The organism is Palleniella muris, assembly GCF_004792655.1.
In the GTDB taxonomy this organism is placed as follows: domain Bacteria; phylum Bacteroidota; class Bacteroidia; order Bacteroidales; family Bacteroidaceae; genus Prevotella; species Prevotella muris_A.
The window spans coordinates 62694-81892 of the sequence record NZ_SRZC01000011.1; the positions used below are offsets into that span (position 1 = coordinate 62694).

Sequence of the window (19199 nt, forward strand, 5' to 3'; positions counted from 1 at the left end):
TTATTCATGTTTCTTATAATTCTCTACCTGTTCCAGAACTTTTTGCCATACCTCTTCATCCCATTGAGGAGGATAACCCTCTTTGTAGAGAAGGTAAGTAAGCTGGCTGGCAAGTTTGCTTTTTAAGTTGTCGTTATTTAGCCAATCGGCATAAACAGCGGTATCATCTATCAATGTCTTGATTTTCTTTGCCAACTCAATACAACGATTATCCGCATACTCAAAACCGTGTTTGTCCCGCACTTCGACAAGGACATCAAAGAAAGCTTTCTCCTCAAAAGTGATACCCAATTCCTTGAATTTCTCGCTATCAACTTTAAGCTTTTTCAGAATGTTTATCAGATTGTTCGACAGCTCATTGATTTTGTATGAAACAATGTCACATACATTATTCACTACGTTCTGTGTTACATCGTTGGTGAATGTCAACTTGTCCCTTGTATTATAGGCATCTATCGTATCTTCAAGCATTTTCTGGAAATGTTCAGCCTGTATCTTGTTTGTCCGGCTGTATGCTCTGATTGCTTTAGCGACAAGTTTACAAAGAATCTGAAACTTGGTAAACGGCATTTTTATTTCATCTACCTCTTTGGCGAATGAGTCGCTGAAAATATTTTCTTCAACACCTTCATTCATTACTCGTTCCACACCACTTGCAAGAATTGCTTCCTGAACCATCTGTTCCACATGCCTGTTCATGCTTTCTGTGTCGTGCTCTGTGGCAGTCATTTTGTTCACGTATGAGCAGATACCCATGAAGCATTGACTCCATGCTACCTCTTCTTCGGTCAGAATACCGGCAGGGTTACAGATATTATAAGCAGAACGCAGGCGTTTGACATGTTCCTTGAAAAGTTTGAGAAAAGAAACCTCACCTTTTCGTTCCACACTGTTGGCAAGGATATACTCAGCCGCTTCCTGAATGAACTGAAGTCGGGCAAGGTCATTTTTCCCGAAAAAACGGTCGAATACCAGTCCTGACAATCGCTCTCGCAAAAGTTGCAGTTCATTCCGCAATACTTCATGTGCAACCTCCAAATCTTCCTGTGGCCCGACTTCGCCACCATATTTTTTCATGGCCTTTTTCATCTCCTCGCGAATACCTATGTAGTCGATGATAAAACCATACTCTTTGGTGCCGAATTTACGGTTTACACGCGAAATAGTCTGAATAAGCGTATGTTTAGATAGCGGTTTGTCATTATAAAGCATCGTCAGGCAAGGCACATCGAATCCCGTAATCCACATATCCACATTGATAGAGATATGGAAATTCGATTTTTCCGATTTAAACTCTGAATCAAGGAATTTACGATAGTCCTTGTCTCCAAGCAGATTGTAAAGTTCCTTTTCGTCGTCCTTATCTCTGGTCATAACCATATTGACAAATGCGATGTCGTTCAGCTTATTCTTTTCGTCCGCTGTCAATACAAGTTCGTTCAATGCTTTCTTTTTCTCGAACCAATCGGGCTGCATCTCTCGCATGATTTTATACAACCTGAATGCTATCTTACGGTCTGCGCAAGTAATCATGGCCTTTTGCAAACGGTCTGTTGTCTCTGTCCGACGCTTGTAATCTTCGATAATGTCTTTTGCAACACGGTGCAGGACATCTTCATCACCGATAATCACCTCCATGCTTGACATGGCAGCTTTGCTCTTGGCAATATCTTCCGGCGTTGCCCCCTCATCCGCACATAGGCGATAATACTCTTCTACTTTCTCTGCCTGTTCTTTATTGAGGAACACACGAGCCAATCGAGGGTCATATTTAATTGGGACAGTTATGCCGTCATCCTCCGACTGCCTCATCGTATATTGGTCTACGACCTTTCCAAATACATGTATGGTTTCGTCAATGGGAGTTCCAGTAAAACCAACATAGGTAGCATTCGGCAACGCATCCCGTAAATATTTAGCAAATCCGTATGTGATTTTCGCTCCAATCCTATCGGCTTCTCCTTCGGTTTGTATGGATAGTTTCGAACCGATATTGTTCTGAGAGCGATGGGCTTCATCACTTAAGCAAATGACATTGGAACGTTCTGTCAATAATCCTGTGGTTTCTGCAAATTTCTGGATAGTCGTGATATAGACACCTCCGGTTTTACGTGTGCCCATCTCTTCTGCAAGTTCTTTTCTTGTCTCAAAGACTTTCACTGCATCATCTTCAAGATACTGTTTCGAACGACAGAACAGTTTTCCGCTTTGTGTTTCCAAATCTTCCCGATCTACTATGATGAGAATCGTAGGGCTACCCAGTTGCTTTCTGCATCGCAAAGCCAGTTGGCGTGCAAGGAACAGCATGGTATAAGTTTTTCCACACCCTGTGGCTCCGAAATATGTACCTCCCTTACCATCACCTCCGACAGAACGCAAATGATTCAGGATATGGTCTCGTAGCTTGCGCGTAGCAAAGAACTGAGGATAGCGGCATACGATTTCAGTCGTGTCGTCTTCTTTTGTCGGATCGGGGAAATAGACATAGTCCCGTAATATCTCCAATATGCGTTCCGGCGACAATGCCCCACGAATGAGCGTGCGAAGCGTGTCAAGTCCCTTTCCGGCTTTGTCCTCATTCTCAATCTTCTTCCATTCATAGAAAAATTCAAATGGCGTATATGTCGTACCCAAAGCATTCTTGGCTCCGTCACTGATTACTGCTAATGCGCAATATTTCAGCAATGCCGGAATATCCCGCATATAACGTATACAAATTTGCGTATGGGCATCGCGAATGGTGGCATTCTGTTTTGTCGGATTTTTCAATTCGATGATGCAGACGGGTATGCCGTTTACAAAAAGCAGAATGTCAGGGCGACGATTCTCACGACCTTGCTCCATGACAAACTGATTGACGCAACGGAAAATATTATGGTCGGGATGCTCGAAGTCGATGTATTCCAAGCGGAACGGATTATCCCGACCATCGCTATACGCAAAGTCGTAACCGTCACGATAGAGCAAAAAAGCATTCCGAAGAGCGTAATAGTCATTCTGACCGCCTGTATTGCGCAGATTGGCGACCATGCCATCTATCTCGGAGGTGGTCAAATTCTTATCCTTGTATTGAGTGGCAAGAAAATTCCTTAAATCCTCTTCGATGAGTGGGTCGGTATATTTCCGGTGAATATCATCACCGAATGTATATTGCCAATGTGCCTCGCGGAGAAGTTCGATAGTTGCTTCCTCGAATTGACTTTCATAATATTTCCATTTGTTTGCCATAATCGCTGCGATTTAAGAATGTATAACGTGTTGAAGCAATGCTGGGCACACTTCACGCGAAAGCCGGTCGGCGTCTTCAGCTATTTGTTTGGCTTCGTTAGCGCATTTGTAGATATTGACAATTGCACGCTGCAATTCAATAGGAAGCAACGGAATTTCAATATCAATAAATCTATCCCAATCCAAATTTGCTCTAACGCTTGAATCACTGTAAAACCAACCTAATCTATCCATTTCCGAATTTTTGAATATCATCATAAAATATTCCGGGAGAATTGGTTCATTTTCATCAAGAGCGAAAGTTGTATAAGCAGGTGATATTAGAGCAGGGGTATCTTTCTCATATAATGCTATACGAATACATTTATCTCTGCCAGTCTGCATACCACTAAATGCAAATTCCCCCTTTCTAATAACTTTATACTTACTTGTATTTATAGTGTCCATTGAAGCTATTGTAGGCATAAATACTTTATTGCTATTCAATCCTAAAACCTCATAAGAATGGCCATCTTTATTTACAGTATCTACAATTTTTATAGCATTACCAATACGATATTTATCTGCATTATTCTTTTTAGCCTTTTGAATATAGCTTTGGCAGACTTGCATAAGCGGAGCTGCTTTAGCCTCATTTTGTTCTTTGATTTCCCTAAATGCTTTCCACGCATTCACTACTTTTTGCTGCTCGTTAGGGGATGGTAACGGAATCTCAATATCAAGGAAACGCGGCCAATCCAAATTGGCTCGAACACTGGAATCGCTAATAAACCAACCATAACGGTCGCTTTCGTCTCGATTAAAATACATGAAAAGGTATTCTGGCAAAACTTTTTTATCATCGTTGATGACAAATGTTGTATATGCAGGAGAGACTAAAGCTGGTTGTTCATTATCGTATAATCCGATGCGGATACAGATGTCTCTTCCAGTTTGCATTCCACTAAATACGAACATTCCTTTTGTGATAATTTTATACTTGGCTATATCTACTCCATCCAAATTTGCAACAGTCGGCATAAATGTTTTATCTCGATTTATACCGATTACAGGATAGTTGACATTCGCTGAGTTTCTTTCGTCACATTGCTCGATATAATCTCCGATCCTAACCCATTTTACATTACCAGCATCCATATATCACTCCTCCTTTCCGTGTTGTTCCAAGAAGAAACGTTTTTGCTGTTCTATCTCTCTACTTAACTCTTCTTCCGTTGGCATATAGGCCATATATTTAGCGGCAAAAAGTTGCTCGCTACCGTTAAGTACTGAGTATTTTGCCAAGACCTTATCGGTCTCGGTGCAAAGTAGTATGCCTATGGTTGGGTTGTCATTTTCATCTTTTACAAGGTCATCATACATTCGCACATACATATCCAGTTGTCCCACATCCGCATGTGTCAGAGGATGTGTTTTCAATTCAAACAGCACATAACGCTTGAGCTTGATGTTATAGAATACGAGGTCAATGTAAAAATCACCGGTATCCGTTGAAATATGTTTCTGTCTATCGACAAAAGCGAATCCGCGCCCCAATTCCATAATAAATTGTTGCAAATGGTCTATTAAGGCTTGTTCCAACTGGCTCTCGTCATATTTGCTATCCTTGCGGAAGCCTAAAAACTCAGCAACCACCGGACTCTTTATATACTCCAATGGATCATTGGCTTCAATATCGGGAGAGGGTAATGCCAATCCTTCCCTTACACAAGCCATACGACGACCATAGTATTGTGTACCGATGTTGCGATTGAGTGTCCTTACACTCCACATCTGTTCCGATGCCTCTTTTACATACCACTCTCTGGCCTTGGGGTCTGCAACCTGTATAATCGAGCGGAAGTGCGACCAAGTCAGATTGTGAACACGCGTGTTCACAATCTCCAAATCATTGAAACACAAATAAAATTGGCGAAAGTAATCCAGATTTCGCTTGCTGAACGTATTGCCGTATTTAGGCATCAGCTGTTCTGCCAATGTTTTAATCAACCGAGTACCATACTGCGCACGAGCTTCTCCATGCTGTTCTTCTTCCACTATACGCCGCCCGATATGCCAATAGGTAAGTACCGTAATTTGATTGGCTGCTGCGTATGCCTGTTGACGGCCTTGTTCTATGATGTTCCGAATGTCATCAAAGAGTGTATCGGTTATTATATCATGATGTTGCAACTTATTCTTTTCCATACCCTAAAATTTTGAAAGCGTTTACGAGTTCCGTTTCGTTTGCATCCCATCTTTTCTTCAGCACATCAAATTTATGACTCATTTCAGAAAGAGCAGACTGATAGTCTATTTCCGTGTCTCGATCTATAAACTCAATGTATCTGGAGGGTACGAGGGAATATCCCTTTTCTTGAATTTCGTCTCGATGTGCTGCATAGTATAATTCCGGCTCGGCATACTCAACAAAATTCTCGGTTTGCCAGTTGAAATATATTTGACGTACTCTGTCTATGTCCGCTTCTGCTAGACGGACATATTTCTTCTCGTATATATTACTGTTCCAAGTCCGCAAGTCAATGAACAAAATCTCACCTGTACGATTGCGAAGTTGCCTTCCATGCCATGACCCGCCTTTCTTGTTGTTGTTCAATATCCAAAGAGTGACGGATATATCGGTAGAATAGAACATGTTTCGTGGCAAAACGATAATAGCCTCCACTTTGTCGCTTTCGATTAACTGTTTACGTATTTCCTGCGTATCGCTGTCATCCAAAGCTCCATTAGCAAGTAGGAAGCCCGCTATTCCACGACTGACATTCAATTTGTTAAGAATATGAAGAATCCACGCATAGTTGGCATTGCTGGTAGGAGGCACTCCATAGCCTTGCCAGCGAGGATCAGTTTCAAAACCTCCGTATTCGGCATATTTCTTTAAATTGAATGGCGGATTCGCCATGATATAATCAAACTTGAGTTCCTTGTGCTGGTCATCGGAGAATGTGGACACGGCTTTATTGCCCAAATGGTAGGAGATGCCTCGGATAGCCAAGTTCATCTTTGCTAGACGATAGGTTGCCGGTTCTGATTCCTGCCCATAGACATTGATGGCTTTAGTGTTTCCACCGTGAGCCTCTATGAACTTTGCCGCTTGAACAAACATACCTCCAGAACCACAGCAAGGGTCATAGACTGTCCCATCAAAAGGTTCAATAAGTGAGGCAATAAGCTCTACTATAGAATGTGGCGTATAAAATTCTCCTTCCTCTTTGTCTGCGTTGATGGAAAAAGCCTGCAAAAAATACTCATATACACGTCCTATAAGGTCGTGGCCATTAAATTTCTGTGGATCTATCTTGTTTATTTCATCCACTACGCTTTTCAGAACTCCCGGTTCAAGGGCTGTTTTCGTGAAAATCTGCTGTGGAAGAGCATTCTTCAATTTAGGTTCGTTGTCATCCAAAGTTTTTATAGCTGTATCGAAAGCGATAGCCATACCGGTAGGCGATGTGAGAATCAGTTTGTCCCAAAATGTTTCATCTGTCAGGAAAAACACACCATCCTGCATATATTGATTGGGACGTGAAAGTTGCAACTCAATGAAATCCGTATCATTAATGCCTTGAACTTCCACTATCTCATACCTGATTTTCTCCTTTTGCTGTTTGAACCGTTCTCCTATGAATTTCAAAAATACAAGGGTCAACAGCAAGTCGCGTTTGTCTGTCATGGCTGCACGCCCACGCAGACTGTTACGACAATTGAAAAGTATCGTTTCAAGGGTCTCTTCCTTCACCGGCTTATTCTGTTTCTTAGCCATTTTACTATTTTATCAATTCTGTATTCAACTTAAAAGCATTTGCATCAATTCCCATTTGGTAAATCTTAATGTCTGGATTAATCTTTCGTGCAACGCTTGTTATTTTTGATTTCTCATCTGTATCCATATTGATTCCCAAATAGACAGACTCAAAACACTCTCCTCCAATTTTAGGAAAAGCCCGAACCTCTTTCCAATCAATCGGACCTTTATCATCATTTTGCCCTGGCAATAAACTCATATATGTCGGCCAAGGGTCTAAAATAAACAGTCTGACCTCTTGTTCATGTTCCCAAACCTTTGCTTTTGTGGACAACTGATAACGGAAAAAATCTTTTGCATCCCTGAAATAATCAGGTTTCTCTACAATATCCTTGTATTGTACTTCCACCTCAGAACAACCAATCATGATTTTTCCTTGTATTCTCGAAAGATACTTTTGGGCTTTCTCCATATCCAGACCAATACATATACCTTTATGCTTGCAATAATAGCTCCACATCAAGATTGAGTCATGTATTTTGGAGAGGCTACATATCCACACCTTTTCTCTGGTTCTACGAAATGGATCTTTTCTCAATTCTTCAATTATTTCCGGAGTCCATCCACCACAGGCTTCTTTCGGAACATTGGAGAAATCAATTAACGACGGGTGGCAATCAAACGGGTCGTTCAATTGCGTAGCATTGGTGAATTGAATATTACTATTAGATAGCATCATTAATCCACCGTTAAAATCCAGATATTTATATAATTTGATTGCTCCCATAACCTTATTATTCTGTTCTCAACAAGTCATCCACAGTTACACCCAATACTTTGAATGTTTATTTCAACAACTTGCCCATATTCTTAATTTTGTGGAGTTATAAATACTCCTTTTATTAAAACATTCAACTCTTTAAGTTTATTCACCAACTTATCAAACGGCACACTCTCACCATAAATCATATACATACGCATATTCTCGTAGTCTTCTTGCCATTGTTCAATAATCTCAGACGGTGGAATGATGTTGAGTGTCGCCGGATAAAGCGTATCGTAGTCAAAACCACGCAGACCGATGAATGTGCGACGGTGTTCTACTACTTGTTGATAGAGTTCCTTGTCATTGATGGCGCGTTCGGCAATAGGTGTTTTCAACATCTGGCCGATGTCGTACATGTGGCGTGACATACGTTCCACCCGAATCGATTCTTTTGGCTTGGCAAATTCCTCATGCAACAAAAATACTTTCTCAAGGAATGTTCGTTCCGGTATGACAGCCCGAACAGTGAATTTTTCTTCAGCAAATGGCGCATTAGGATAAACCTGATCTATCATTGAGTTGAGTGCAATCTCGCTGACAGGTTCGCTCATCGACCTGCCGCTGACTTCCACTTTTACTTTGGGAAGGATATACTGTCCACCGTTACCTTCGATGGAAAGTGACAGTACAGAGTCGTAGTTTATGTCTATCACCTCCGGATCGGTTGTTGAGACAGGAGTAATGTTTACGTTCACCTTGAACTTATCCTTTGATATTACGTTTTGATAAAGCTGTTCCGCCAAATCGTGTTGCATGGTTTCTCTTACAAACGAGCAGGCTGCACGGCGGAGTTTGTCGCTAATCTGCGTCTTTGACAATGTGCCGGTGAAACCAAGATATTCACGGTCAATAGCAATGTCAATGTCTTCTGAAAAGCGGTCTATCAAGTGCCAGCACTTGCTTAGCGAAGTGCCACCTTTGAACGAAAGGTGATTGGCGTATGGAAGATTGAACATGGCGCGAAGCACCGCTGTGACCCACCAGTCTTTCTCAATGACCTCACGCTGACGGATATTCAACTCTGTGGAAACGCGGTCGAGCACATCCACTTGGTCTTGTCTTGATAAATCTACGAACTTCATCGCTGCAAAATTTTTCTTATCCAAATCGGAGTGAGCACAATATCATGATTGAAGTCGTCTTCCGACACGGAGTCTTTTATTATGTTTTTTATCTTGGCTATTTGCTCTTCTGTAATGGCATTTTCTCCAATTTCGCGCATCGCCATGATTGCCATCTGCATCACTTTGGACTGATAGGCAAAGTTGCTAAGGTCGTTGCTATGACGGAATATGATGCTTTTTCCTGCTCCAAACTTCACCTGACGTGCCGAACCGTCTGTGATATATACAATGTTGGTTGGAACCTGTGTGGAAAGCCCCAAACGGTTGAGTGCATATATGCCTGTTGGAATAATCCGTGCTTTATCCCTGTCCGCTATCCGTTGGGCAATCGCATCAAGAGATGGCTCGCGAGGTGTTCCATCCCATTTGTCATACATAGGGATATAGTATATACCCTTAGCAAAACGGTTCAGCTTCCCGTTTTTGCATAGGCGCGTCAGACCGGAGCGAACAGAGTCCGGAGTTCCACATAATGTGAAGTCATCCGGTATCAGGATTTTCCCGTTTTCTGTTCGCTCAACAATCGCTTCCATTGCTTTGAAAGAACTGTTTTCTGCCATTGGTTGTATATTTTGCCACAAAGTTACGATATTTTTGTGAAATCAAAACATAAACAAGCTACTTTCTTTCCAGCGAATCAAATATTTAATGATAAAACAAGTAGTATAGCAGACAAATTATGCATGGATGGCATTATTATAAAGACCTTGACCTTCAAAAAAAGAAAAGTAGGGAAAATATAACTTACAGCATGATGATTATTCTTTTCCCTACTTTCATCTTTATTTTAAGCGTACTTTATATACGCTTACATAATAAAGTAAAGTGATGTGTGTACCTTGCCAACAAAAAGGATGTCCTTTTCTCTTTTTTGAAGGCAAATCGTTTCTACTTTTCGTCTTAAGGATAGTTAAATACGTTAAAATTTCACTTGCAGAACTCATTTAGAAACTATTACAGCCACTTTTCTACCGTATAACACGTATAATACTGATTACCAACAAGTAACAAATACACAACATGTCTTATCTTTGTTTTTTATTTTCCATTTATAGAACAAAGGTAGCTAATAAGATACAAAATACCAAACAAAATAATGAAAAAATAAACAGGGACACATCAAATCATTGATGAATCCCTGCTTTTATAATCAAATGCCGTTTAGAACTTGTACTTTATTGACTGCTCACCAACCTTGATAATATAGACTTCACCATGCGTAAGTGCTACCGGTATGGTGGTTGCATTTGTTGTTGATTTTCCCATATAAAGCTGCTGACCGGAAATATTATAAAGGCTTATTGTTTCATCAGCCGATGTGCCTGCAATCTCTATGTTTTCACCAACACTGCGGATTAGCAATGCACGGTCAGTATTCATATCGATAGCATCAACACCAGTTTCCATGTCTGCAGCCTTTGACCATACCAATACAGCCGTTGCAAGTTCGCTTTGTTCTTTTCCACTTGCTTTAGCGTATGATGTCACAAGATACAGACCAGCCAGAGAGAATACCTCGCCACTCTGATGAGTGACTTTGGTCATGTCATCGGATGTTATGGTTGTGCGGATTCTCGCATTCTCTGTTGCACAAGTCACTACAAGTTCATTTCCATGAAGTGTAATCACAGGAGTAGCACATTTTTCTGTTGGCTGATCTGACATATCCGGTTCTGTAGACTCCGGCATTTCAACGATATTACCAAAAGCTTTCCACTGCTCAGCGGTAGCATACAATTCTTTGCTGCCAAATGGAACATAAAGACTACAATTATTGGTTGAGACATTCTTAAACACAGATGTGCCAAGAGTGATTTTGCTAGGATTGCTAACGTTAACTGTCACATATGCATTGTTTGCACAATTATCAAAAGCTTCCTTTCCAATGAAAGTGATGGATTTTGGGAGTATTATGGATGATAGTTTTTTGCAGTCTCTGAAAGTGTACGGATTTATACTAACTATAGAATTCGGTAGCTCTATAGAAGTTAGGCTACTGCATCCAGAAACTGTATTTACTATTGCAGTAGGAATAGTTATTGGGATTGTCGATGCAGTCCCTATGCTTGTGAAGAAGATGGATGAAGCAGATTGTTTGTCAGCTTTCATTCAGTACGTAGTTGCAACATTCATCATTTTCAACACAACGCTCCCGCAATTGAATGTGTCATATGTTTTTGTAGGTCCCATAGTTTCTTTTCTCATGGCCCTTCCAATTGTGATAATTGTTGGCAAGAAGGAAAAGAAAGCTGTTCCAATCATTCTTGCCAATGCAATTGTATTAGGTTTTGCTATATCGGTAATCAAGCATCTTTCTGCACCATTGTTCATGTAAGTCGCAGGTTGATAGATAATCTTTGCACCATAAAGGATGAATAAGACTACATTAGAATTTGTTACTTTCTGTATCGGGCAGGTCTCACGCCGATTACAGATGCCACGAAATATAGTATATCGGAAACTGAAAGATTCCGGTATACTGTATGACTATATCATTCCATCGTATGATGTGCTTCACACTTTCGGGGCGCATTACCTTACTGATGACATTATTGACTATATGAAAGAGAAAGGAGTTCTTGCGGTATGAAAATGACATTATACCACGCTTCAAATGTAGTAGTGGATAATCCTGATACAAAGCATTCGCGTGAGTATCTTGATTTTGGGCGTGGTTTCTATCTCACATCCATGTGTGAACAGGCTGAGAAATATGCACAGCGTTTTATTCGTCGCCGTCAAAATGCCTATGTGAATATTTACACCTTGGATGCAGACAATGATGAGTGGAAGGTACGGGATTTTCTTGCTTACGACAAGGAATGGCTTGATTTTGTGGCAAACTGTCGTTCAGGGAGGCAGACGGAAGAATACGATATGGTGGTTGGTGGAATAGCGAACGATAAAGTTATTTTGACAATTGACTTGTATTTCAATGGACATATTACGCAGGAAGTTGCATTGAATCGTTTGAAATTTGAACATCCCAACATTCAATACTGTATCCGTTCGGAACGTATGTTGCAACAGTGTCTAACGTATATTGAACGTAAGAAATTATGACCGATGACAGCAAACAGATAGTGATGGATGCAAAATATGCACGCATCATAATGGAGATGAGCCAAATGTATGGAGTTTCCCTTGAAGAGGCTACTGATATATTTTACAATTCAGAAATTGCAGAGCTTGTTCAGGATGAAGTGGCAGACTTACATTGTCGCAGTGACAAATATTTGGCGGCAGAGATTATGCGTGAGTACGAGGAGCAAAAATAAGCCTTGATAAGCAAAAAAGAAAAACCATGTCCGACAAACTATCTCCTACACAACGGCACAAGTGCATGTCGCACATAAGGGCTAAGAACACGAAGCCCGAGATTGTCGTGCGTCGTTGGCTGTGGAGTGAGGGATGGCGTTACAGACTTTATGTCAGTGGATTCTTGGGGAAGCCGGACATTGTCATACGGAAGATAAAGACAGTCATCTTTGTCAATGGCTGCTTTTGGCATGGACATAATGTCGAGGCTGTAGGGACAGAACCCGGAACTTATGGCGTAGTTGAGTTGCAGGACAGTAGTTGCTGCAAGATTCCTCACACCAACAGGGAGTTCTGGCTCAGGAAAATCACGCGTAACAGGCAGCGTGACTACCGTAACTACGCCGCTTATCATCAAGCCGGGTGGCGTGTGCTTGTTGTCTGGGAGTGTATGCTGAAGCCGAAATGCAGGGAGCAGACACTCATGGCTTTGTCGCAAAAGCTTAATGAAATATTTCTTGATACAGTGCGTAAGCCCAAGCCGTATGAGTTTCCGAATGAGGAATCCTCTTATACAATGGCAGCTGAGCCGGAACCTTTCTGCAAGTAACAACAGCATAATAGGCAGGCAAGTGACCAATGGCTCATAGTTATGTGTAAATATCAGATAATCTGTAAAATAAACAAAAAAGGTTACAATGATTTATTATCCATGACCAAGGATTTGAATAAGGAATATAAGCAGTTGCTGCTTTCTCGAAAGGTTGGCAGCAATTATTTGGACTACGATTTGCTGCAACGGCACATCAGGAACATCTCGCAGTCGGACATTATGAGAAATCAGGCAGTCACCATATACGACAACTGCCGATTCGAACATGTGTACATGTCGGAGTACCACAAGCAACTGTTTGGAAAAGAAGATACGGAGGTGCATCCTGATGATTTGGACGATGTCATGAAGAATGTGCTCGCCATGCTACAGCATGTATTCCAAGGAAACAAGAATGTCAGCAATCTGAAGATTGTGCGCGAATACAGGGCAAAGGTTGGCGACAGGTTCAGGCGTGTCACCGAGACGCTGCAGGTCTTGGAGACTGACAGCATAGGAAATATATGGCTTGCTTTGTGCATCCTTGAAATATCGCCCAACCAGTCGTCGCCGTTTACTGTCAACTACCAGATAATCAATACCGCCACTGGAGAAGTGTTCTCGCCATTGGCAAAGTATCTGCAAAAGGAATCGATACTGACACGGCGCGAACTTGAAATTCTGAACCTTATCGCCAAAGGGAAGCTGAGCAAGGAAATCTCCGACAGCCTGCACATAAGCCCACATACGGTAAATACGCATCGCCAGCGCATATTGGAGAAGCTGAATGTGGACAATTCGCATGAGGCAGTACGCTGCGCTCTGTCACTCGGTCTGATAGAATACTGAAATTTCAGTATTTCCAATCTCTTGCATTTTGAGTAATTTTGCACCAAAAACATTATGTACAAGAGATTCATCACGCTGCTGTCCGGCACACTGTTCTTTACTGCCGTTTGTGCGCAGAATTTTCAGACAGTCAGGGGAACAGTAACAGAGAGAGACAAGAACAAAACCATTCCATACGTTACAGTCACGCTTTCGGGCAACGGGCGCACAATAGCCTGTGTGACAGACTCTTTGGGAAACTTTGTGCTTAATGATGTTCCTGTGGGACGTTATGACCTCAATGCGAGCTTCATGGGCTACGAACCTGTAATCATCAAAGAGTTTCTTGTCAATGGCAGCAAGACGATTGCCGTCGATGTGGAGATGAGCGAAAGCCCTGCTGCACTCGAAGAGGTGGTCGTGCGTCCGCGCATCAACAAGCAGAAACCTATCAACGACATGGCTCTCGGCGGACGCATGCTTAGCGTGGAAGAGGCAGGACGCTATGCCGGTGCCGCCGATGATCCTGCCCGTCTGGTCTCTTCCTTTGCCGGAGTGACGCAGAATGTCGGCAACAACGGCATCACTGTGCGAGGCAATGCGCCAAAGTTCCTGCAATGGCGCATGGAAGGAGTGGAAATTCCAAATCCCAATCATTTTGCCGATGTGACAAGTTTCGGCGGCGGAGGATTCACGGCTTTGAGCAATCATGTCCTTGGCAATTCCGATTTCTTTACGGGAGCATTCCCGGCAGAGTATGGCAACGCTTTGTCCGGAGTCTTTGACATGTACATGAGACGCGGATGCAACACCGACTACCGCCATGCATTCCAAGTCGGCTCTCTCGGCATCGAGGCAGCCTCCGAAGGCCCGATAAAGAAAGGCTATGGCGGTTCTTATCTTTTCAACTATCGCTATTCCACACTCTCGCTTCTCTCGTTCATGCTTCCCGAGGATGCTGACGGCACGGATTATCAGGACTTGTCGTTCAACATTTTCCTTCCTGCAGGCAAGGCAGGCACGTTCTCGGCATGGGGCGTAGGGCTCATTGACCGTTCAGGCACAACTCCCGAAGCCGACCGCAATCTGTGGAAGTACGAGCAGGACAGGCAGAACCAGGATGTGAAGCAGTATATGGGAGCGGCGGGTATAAAGCATAAGATATATGTTGGTGACGGCGCACATGTTCAATCGTCATTGGCAGCGACAGTCAGCAGCATCGACATGCATACCGAACTATGTGATGACAACGCAGTGTTGCTCCCTAAGAATATAGTGCGCAACACGTACCTGAACCTTGTGTCTTCAAGCTATTTGCAGAAACGTTTCAGCCTGCGCCATACCAACCGTACCGGAATCCGCTGGACAGGACTGCGCTACGACCTCCGCTTTGCCGATGCGGCAGGCCGTTTGGGCGAATTGACCGACATTGCTGACGAATCGGGATTCAGCTCGCTTGTCAACGCCTATACGGAGTCAATGCTACATCTCGGTGACAAGATGGACATGAACCTTGGCATCGCCGGACAGTGGTTCACGCTCAATGACCACTACACCATCGAACCGCGATTGAGCATGAAATGGAAGTTTGCGCCACGCCGGTCACTCTCTCTTGCCTATGGCATGCACAGCCGTTTGGAGATGCTGAACTACTATTTCACCAAAGATGCCACCGGCAGAATGATAAACAAGAACCTTGATTTCATCAAGGCGCACTACCTCTCGCTCGGCTACGACCATTCACTGAGCGACAACCTCCACCTGAGGATAGAACCTTATTTCCAATGGCTCTACGATGTGCCGGTCATCCCCGGAAGCACATTCTCCATGATAAACCTGCAAGGCAACGATGACTGGTTCATTTCCGATTGCCTGAAAAACGAGGGAAACGCCATGAACTACGGCATAGACATCACTCTCGAACAGTACATGACACGCGGATTCTACTACATGGCGACTGCCTCGCTGTACAACTCAAAATACCGTACCGCCGATGACGGCAAATGGTTTGACTCACGCTATAACCGCCACTTCACAGTCAATCTCCTTGCCGGAAAGGAATGGATGCTTGACAGCAGCCGGCAGAACATCCTCGGACTGAGCGGAAAGGTCACTGTGCAGGGAGGAGACCGCTATTCGCCCATAGACACCGAAAGCTCAATGCTGCAGCAGGATGCCGTACATGACGAGAGCAACCCTTATTCATGCCACTTCTCACCAATGGTGCTGGCGCACCTTACCGTAAGCTATAAGCTCAACCGCAGGAACGTTTCCCACGAGTTTGCCGCAAAACTGATAAACATCACAGGCTACAAGGATTATTACGGTCATCGCTATAACTTCCATGACAACACTGTCGAGGCAGAGCGCGAGGCGAATGTGCTTCCGCAGATAAGCTATAAAATATATTTCTGAAACAACAGAAATATTGCGGAAAATATTTTGGAAATCTCAAATAAAAGTGTAACTTTGCAACGAAGCGTCAAAAAAGCTCGCTGAGGGCATTTTCCCGAGTCGGCGACTCGAGCATCTCGTGTCGGCGACTCGAGCACCCCAAGTCGCCGACACGGGAATGTCAAGTCAGCGACGATATAAATTACTAACTTTTTAATACCTTTTGTACTATGCCATTCTGGAAGAAAATGTACAACAAGAAATCAAAGGTTTACTACCCTCGCGCAGTCGTGCAGGGCAAGCCTGTGGAGACGGAAACCATAGCCAAGGATTTGGCTAAGATTTCCACAGTATCAAACAGTGACGTGCAAGCTGTCCTCGGAGACATTGCCGGAGTGATGCACACACGCATGAGCCAGGGCAAGAGTGTGCACATCAAGGGGCTGGGATATTTCCGCTATACCCTCGAAAGCAAAGGCGTGGAGACCCTCGACGAGTTCAACTTCGAGAGGCAGGTCAAGGCTGTGCGCGTGGAGTTCCTGCCCGAGCGCGAACGCCTCTCCGGCAGCAAGAGCTACACCCGCGCCCTTGTCGACAGCGACGAGCTGGAGTGGATAGAGGTGCAGGGTGCCCTTTTGGATGAAGAGGAAAAGGTGTAGGGGCGTAAGGTCCTGAGCCTTATCTGAAATAACAGAATGTCATTGGAAGCGTCTCACAAGAGAATTTCCAATGACATTCTGTTATTGTATGTGTCTGACAAAATATAATGTATATATGTTTATGCCAGGATACCTCTGTGCGGAGAACCGCTAACGCGGTTCACACAACAAGCTCCTTTGGAAGAATAACCTTATAATGTGCTAATATACAACAGCTTGATTGCTTGTCATTATTTTTTTCCGGATGACACCAATCGTTTGGTTGTCTGAGGATTATTTGTTGATAAGGTGTTCCACAATCCTGACATTCGCCTTGCTCAGCTCTTCGGAAGCGTGGGCAAGGTTGCGCAGGAACTCGTCAAGAGTGTTCTCGCCACCGTCGATGAGGTCGGTGACCGACTTGACAAGCAGGCATGGGATGTCGAGCAGTGAGCAGACGAAAGCCACGGCTGCTCCCTCCATGTCCTTGAGTTCTCCACCATGCTGCGCCATGATTTCAAGGTCGCAAGGCTGTATGTCGAGCGAAGAGCCTGTGGTGACTTTTCCCATTGGCATGTTTAGGGCGGCGGCTATCTCTTCGGAGAGTTTGGAGAGTCGGTAGTTGCCGATGGATTGTGTGTACCACTTGTCATCGCCCATTACGCGCCGGTCGTGGAACATCACTCCGTTGCCGATGTAGACTTTGCCTATTTCCGCGCCGTTCTTTTTGAATGCTCCGCATGTTCCGCTGTTGATTACGATGTCCGGCTGTATGGTCTCAATGGCTTTGAGTGTCGTTATCGATGCCGCCTCGCAGCCGATAAGGCTTGAGCCGTGCTGCTGTCCGTTGACGACGATGTGTAGGGAATCTTTTTCCGAAAGCCTGTGTTGGTAGAGTTGGCATGGCAGTTTGCCGAAAGCACTTTCGACCTTTTCAACTCCGAATTTCTCGACAAAAGGCTTTGCTTCAGCCTCCATGGCGACGATATAGCATATTTTCATGTGTTCTGTGTATTAAAGGTTAAATAAGTTGCCTGTGTTGCGCATGACGATATTCTTTGAGTCTTTTTGCGCCTTCTGTTTTCATGTCCGGCGAGAAAGTCCAGTCCATGAATCTTTCGGAAATAATGCTCACAGCCAAGTCAGAAGGGTGCAGCATGTCGTCTTTGTAGAATCGGTAGTCACGCAGTTCGTCAAGCTGTATTTCGTAGGAGGGGAAGTAGGCTACAGAGTCGTTGTTGCAAAGATTGTCGCAAAGCAATAAAAGTTTTGCTTTTTGCAATTGTGATTCATGGAAACCATACTTTTTATAACGATAAGGGCTGACTGTGAGGCAAATCTTTAGCTTTGGATTATGTTCCAAAAGTTTTTTTATCACTTCTTGCCACATGGCAGTCAGCTCGTTAAGCGGTTGCTCAACCTCTCGGAAACGTCTTTGCGGCTCTTTGTGGCAGTTGGCGACGATGATGTCATCATGCACATAATGGCGCGTTGTGCCAAACGTTATGCAAAGTAATGCCGCTTCCTTCAGCATCGCTTTTGCGGAGGAAAGTCGTGATGTTATCTTTTCCAGGCAGCCTTCCTTTGTGGTGTCAGAGAAATGGCTGCTGTGAAGCCAGCTGTGCCATGCACCGTCCTGTCCATGGAATATATACTTCTCGTCCGTGGCGATGGATTTAGAGTCAGACCTCATCAGCAGACGCAGAGCTTGTGCAATGCTTGCCGGATTATAGAGAACGCCGAATGGATTGACATCCACCTTGTCATTTCCCATGCGCATCTGCAACTGTCCGCCGACGTTCTCGGCAAAGCATGAGCCAAGCATCATCACTTTAGAGTCTGTTTCCAGAGTGATGGCGTGGGGTGGGAGTGTGACAGGTGTGTGCAAGTCCATGTTTTTTATATAAGTGTTCTGCTGTCGTGGTGGTGTTTCAGAAAAGTCCGAATAGATGGTTTTGGTCAATCATGTCCGTAACTTTCTGGAAATCCTTCGGGTTATCACCGAATTTGCAAGTGTCTCCGTCAATGATGATGAGGTTGCCCTTATAGTTCTTTATCCATTCCTCGTAACGGTTGTTGAGTCCGGTAAGGTAGTCTATACGCATTGTCTGCTCATAGTCGCGTCCGCGCTTCTCTATTTGTGAAATAAGGTTTGGGATGGTTGAGCGGATGTAAATCATGAGGTCAGGCATTCCGACGAGTGACATCATGAGGTCGAAGAGGTCGGAATAGTTTGCGAAGTCACGGTCGCTCATGTAACCCTGAGCATGAAGGTTAGGTGCGAAGATGCGCGCATCCTCGAATATTGTCCTGTCCTGAATGATTATGTCGTCAGACTTTGCTATTTCCACTACTTCGCGGAATCGTTTGTTTAGGAAGAAAATCTGGAGGTTGAAGGACCAGCGGTTCATGTCACCGTAGAAGTCTGATAGATAAGGATTGTTGTCCACAGGCTCATATCGTGGTGTCCAACCGTATCTTTTTGCCAACATTTGGGTCAGAGTGGTCTTTCCTGAGCCAATGTTTCCTGCTATTGCTATATGCATTGTAAAGGTATGAAGTGTTT

The 19199-nt window shown here is 43.7% G+C and carries 19 protein-coding genes; 8 read left to right on the plus strand and 11 right to left on the minus strand.

Annotated features, from left to right (window positions below):
• The 8 genes from E5358_RS07820 to E5358_RS07855 form a co-directional block, all read right to left on the minus strand.
• Positions 1-3228, minus strand: coding sequence for a type I restriction endonuclease subunit R (locus E5358_RS07820; RefSeq protein ID WP_135939673.1), 3228 nt, complete (start codon positions 3226-3228; stop codon positions 1-3).
• A 12-nt stretch (positions 3229-3240) separates the two neighbouring features.
• Positions 3241-4365 carry a restriction endonuclease subunit S gene (locus E5358_RS07825; protein WP_135939674.1) on the minus strand — a complete coding sequence of 375 codons (1125 nt, stop codon included), beginning with the start codon at positions 4363-4365 and terminating at the stop codon, positions 3241-3243.
• A gap of 3 nt (positions 4366-4368) precedes the next feature.
• Complete coding sequence (locus E5358_RS07830) at positions 4369-5415, minus strand: PDDEXK nuclease domain-containing protein (protein WP_135939675.1); 1047 nt, start codon at positions 5413-5415, stop codon at positions 4369-4371.
• Positions 5402-6991, minus strand: a complete 1590-nt coding sequence (locus tag E5358_RS07835; protein ID WP_135939676.1) for a class I SAM-dependent DNA methyltransferase — start codon at positions 6989-6991, stop codon at positions 5402-5404. Before E5358_RS07835 ends, E5358_RS07830 begins: the two co-directional genes overlap by 14 nt.
• Before the next feature lie 4 nt (positions 6992-6995).
• Positions 6996-7760, minus strand: coding sequence for a DUF2971 domain-containing protein (locus E5358_RS07840; protein ID WP_277821217.1), 765 nt, complete (start codon positions 7758-7760; stop codon positions 6996-6998).
• A gap of 83 nt (positions 7761-7843) precedes the next feature.
• On the minus strand, positions 7844-8881 hold the full coding sequence (locus E5358_RS07845) for a nucleotidyl transferase AbiEii/AbiGii toxin family protein (RefSeq protein WP_135939677.1): 1038 nt from the start codon (positions 8879-8881) through the stop codon (positions 7844-7846).
• The gene (locus E5358_RS07850; protein ID WP_135939678.1) at positions 8878-9483 is read right to left on the minus strand and encodes a DUF6088 family protein; all 606 of its coding nucleotides are present in this window, start codon (positions 9481-9483) and stop codon (positions 8878-8880) included. Before E5358_RS07850 ends, E5358_RS07845 begins: the two co-directional genes overlap by 4 nt.
• 601 nt (positions 9484-10084) lie before the next feature.
• Complete coding sequence (locus E5358_RS07855; RefSeq protein WP_277821223.1) at positions 10085-10906, minus strand: leucine-rich repeat protein; 822 nt, start codon at positions 10904-10906, stop codon at positions 10085-10087.
• On the opposite strand from E5358_RS07855, the gene E5358_RS15335 reads away from it, so the two are divergent.
• The 8 genes from E5358_RS15335 to E5358_RS07895 all read left to right on the plus strand — a co-directional run bounded on the left by E5358_RS15335 (position 10809) and on the right by E5358_RS07895 (position 16654).
• Positions 10809-11258 (plus strand): hypothetical protein, encoded by a 450-nt coding sequence (locus E5358_RS15335; protein WP_277821225.1) that lies wholly within the window; start codon positions 10809-10811, stop codon positions 11256-11258. The genes E5358_RS07855 and E5358_RS15335 overlap by 98 nt on opposite strands.
• A 36-nt stretch (positions 11259-11294) precedes the next feature.
• Complete coding sequence (locus tag E5358_RS07865) at positions 11295-11513, plus strand: DUF3791 domain-containing protein (protein ID WP_135939681.1); 219 nt, start codon at positions 11295-11297, stop codon at positions 11511-11513.
• Positions 11510-11986, plus strand: a complete 477-nt coding sequence (locus tag E5358_RS07870) for a DUF3990 domain-containing protein (RefSeq protein ID WP_277821218.1) — start codon at positions 11510-11512, stop codon at positions 11984-11986. Before E5358_RS07865 ends, E5358_RS07870 begins: the two co-directional genes overlap by 4 nt.
• Positions 11983-12201, plus strand: coding sequence for a DUF3791 domain-containing protein (locus E5358_RS07875; RefSeq protein ID WP_135939682.1), 219 nt, complete (start codon positions 11983-11985; stop codon positions 12199-12201). Before E5358_RS07870 ends, E5358_RS07875 begins: the two co-directional genes overlap by 4 nt.
• Positions 12202-12227: 26 nt before the next feature.
• Complete coding sequence (locus E5358_RS07880) at positions 12228-12791, plus strand: very short patch repair endonuclease (RefSeq protein ID WP_135939683.1); 564 nt, start codon at positions 12228-12230, stop codon at positions 12789-12791.
• Between the two features lie 114 nt (positions 12792-12905).
• Entirely contained in the window at positions 12906-13622 is a 717-nt protein-coding gene (locus E5358_RS07885) for a response regulator transcription factor (protein ID WP_168354615.1), read from the plus strand.
• Positions 13623-13676: 54 nt separating this feature from the next.
• Positions 13677-16016: a TonB-dependent receptor gene (locus tag E5358_RS07890; protein WP_135939685.1), complete on the plus strand. Its 2340-nt coding sequence runs from the start codon at positions 13677-13679 to the stop codon at positions 16014-16016.
• 209 nt (positions 16017-16225) lie between these two features.
• Positions 16226-16654, plus strand: a complete 429-nt coding sequence (locus E5358_RS07895; RefSeq protein ID WP_135939686.1) for an HU family DNA-binding protein — start codon at positions 16226-16228, stop codon at positions 16652-16654.
• Positions 16655-16927: 273 nt separating this feature from the next.
• Here E5358_RS07895 and E5358_RS07900 read toward each other — a convergent pair whose 3' ends face one another.
• From E5358_RS07900 to E5358_RS07910, 3 genes are read right to left on the minus strand one after another with little or no spacing between them, the layout of a single operon-like run.
• Positions 16928-17635 carry a phosphorylase family protein gene (locus E5358_RS07900; protein ID WP_135939687.1) on the minus strand — a complete coding sequence of 236 codons (708 nt, stop codon included), beginning with the start codon at positions 17633-17635 and terminating at the stop codon, positions 16928-16930.
• A gap of 19 nt (positions 17636-17654) precedes the next feature.
• Positions 17655-18527, minus strand: coding sequence for a GSCFA domain-containing protein (locus tag E5358_RS07905; RefSeq protein WP_135939688.1), 873 nt, complete (start codon positions 18525-18527; stop codon positions 17655-17657).
• A 37-nt stretch (positions 18528-18564) separates the two neighbouring features.
• Positions 18565-19179, minus strand: coding sequence for a deoxynucleoside kinase (locus E5358_RS07910; RefSeq protein ID WP_135939689.1), 615 nt, complete (start codon positions 19177-19179; stop codon positions 18565-18567).
• Positions 19180-19199 lie beyond the last annotated feature (20 nt).

What these genes read in the sequence shown, in the direction of transcription:
- E5358_RS07820 (WP_135939673.1), bottom strand. Translation starts at nt 3,228, where the DNA reads ATGGCAAACAAATGGAAATATTATGAAAGTCAATTCGAGGAAGCAACT.
- E5358_RS07825 (WP_135939674.1), bottom strand. Translation starts at nt 4,365, where the DNA reads ATGGATGCTGGTAATGTAAAATGGGTTAGGATCGGAGATTATATCGAG.
- E5358_RS07830 (WP_135939675.1), bottom strand. Translation starts at nt 5,415, where the DNA reads ATGGAAAAGAATAAGTTGCAACATCATGATATAATAACCGATACACTC.
- E5358_RS07835 (WP_135939676.1), bottom strand. Translation starts at nt 6,991, where the DNA reads ATGGCTAAGAAACAGAATAAGCCGGTGAAGGAAGAGACCCTTGAAACG.
- E5358_RS07840 (WP_277821217.1), bottom strand. Translation starts at nt 7,760, where the DNA reads ATGGGAGCAATCAAATTATATAAATATCTGGATTTTAACGGTGGATTA.
- E5358_RS07845 (WP_135939677.1), bottom strand. Translation starts at nt 8,881, where the DNA reads ATGAAGTTCGTAGATTTATCAAGACAAGACCAAGTGGATGTGCTCGAC.
- E5358_RS07850 (WP_135939678.1), bottom strand. Translation starts at nt 9,483, where the DNA reads ATGGCAGAAAACAGTTCTTTCAAAGCAATGGAAGCGATTGTTGAGCGA.
- E5358_RS15335 (WP_277821225.1), top strand. Translation starts at nt 10,809, where the DNA reads ATGAAAGTGATGGATTTTGGGAGTATTATGGATGATAGTTTTTTGCAG.
- E5358_RS07865 (WP_135939681.1), top strand. Translation starts at nt 11,295, where the DNA reads ATGAATAAGACTACATTAGAATTTGTTACTTTCTGTATCGGGCAGGTC.
- E5358_RS07870 (WP_277821218.1), top strand. Translation starts at nt 11,510, where the DNA reads ATGAAAATGACATTATACCACGCTTCAAATGTAGTAGTGGATAATCCT.
- E5358_RS07875 (WP_135939682.1), top strand. Translation starts at nt 11,983, where the DNA reads ATGACCGATGACAGCAAACAGATAGTGATGGATGCAAAATATGCACGC.
- E5358_RS07880 (WP_135939683.1), top strand. Translation starts at nt 12,228, where the DNA reads ATGTCCGACAAACTATCTCCTACACAACGGCACAAGTGCATGTCGCAC.
- E5358_RS07890 (WP_135939685.1), top strand. Translation starts at nt 13,677, where the DNA reads ATGTACAAGAGATTCATCACGCTGCTGTCCGGCACACTGTTCTTTACT.
- E5358_RS07895 (WP_135939686.1), top strand. Translation starts at nt 16,226, where the DNA reads ATGCCATTCTGGAAGAAAATGTACAACAAGAAATCAAAGGTTTACTAC.
- E5358_RS07900 (WP_135939687.1), bottom strand. Translation starts at nt 17,635, where the DNA reads ATGAAAATATGCTATATCGTCGCCATGGAGGCTGAAGCAAAGCCTTTT.
- E5358_RS07905 (WP_135939688.1), bottom strand. Translation starts at nt 18,527, where the DNA reads ATGGACTTGCACACACCTGTCACACTCCCACCCCACGCCATCACTCTG.
- E5358_RS07910 (WP_135939689.1), bottom strand. Translation starts at nt 19,179, where the DNA reads ATGCATATAGCAATAGCAGGAAACATTGGCTCAGGAAAGACCACTCTG.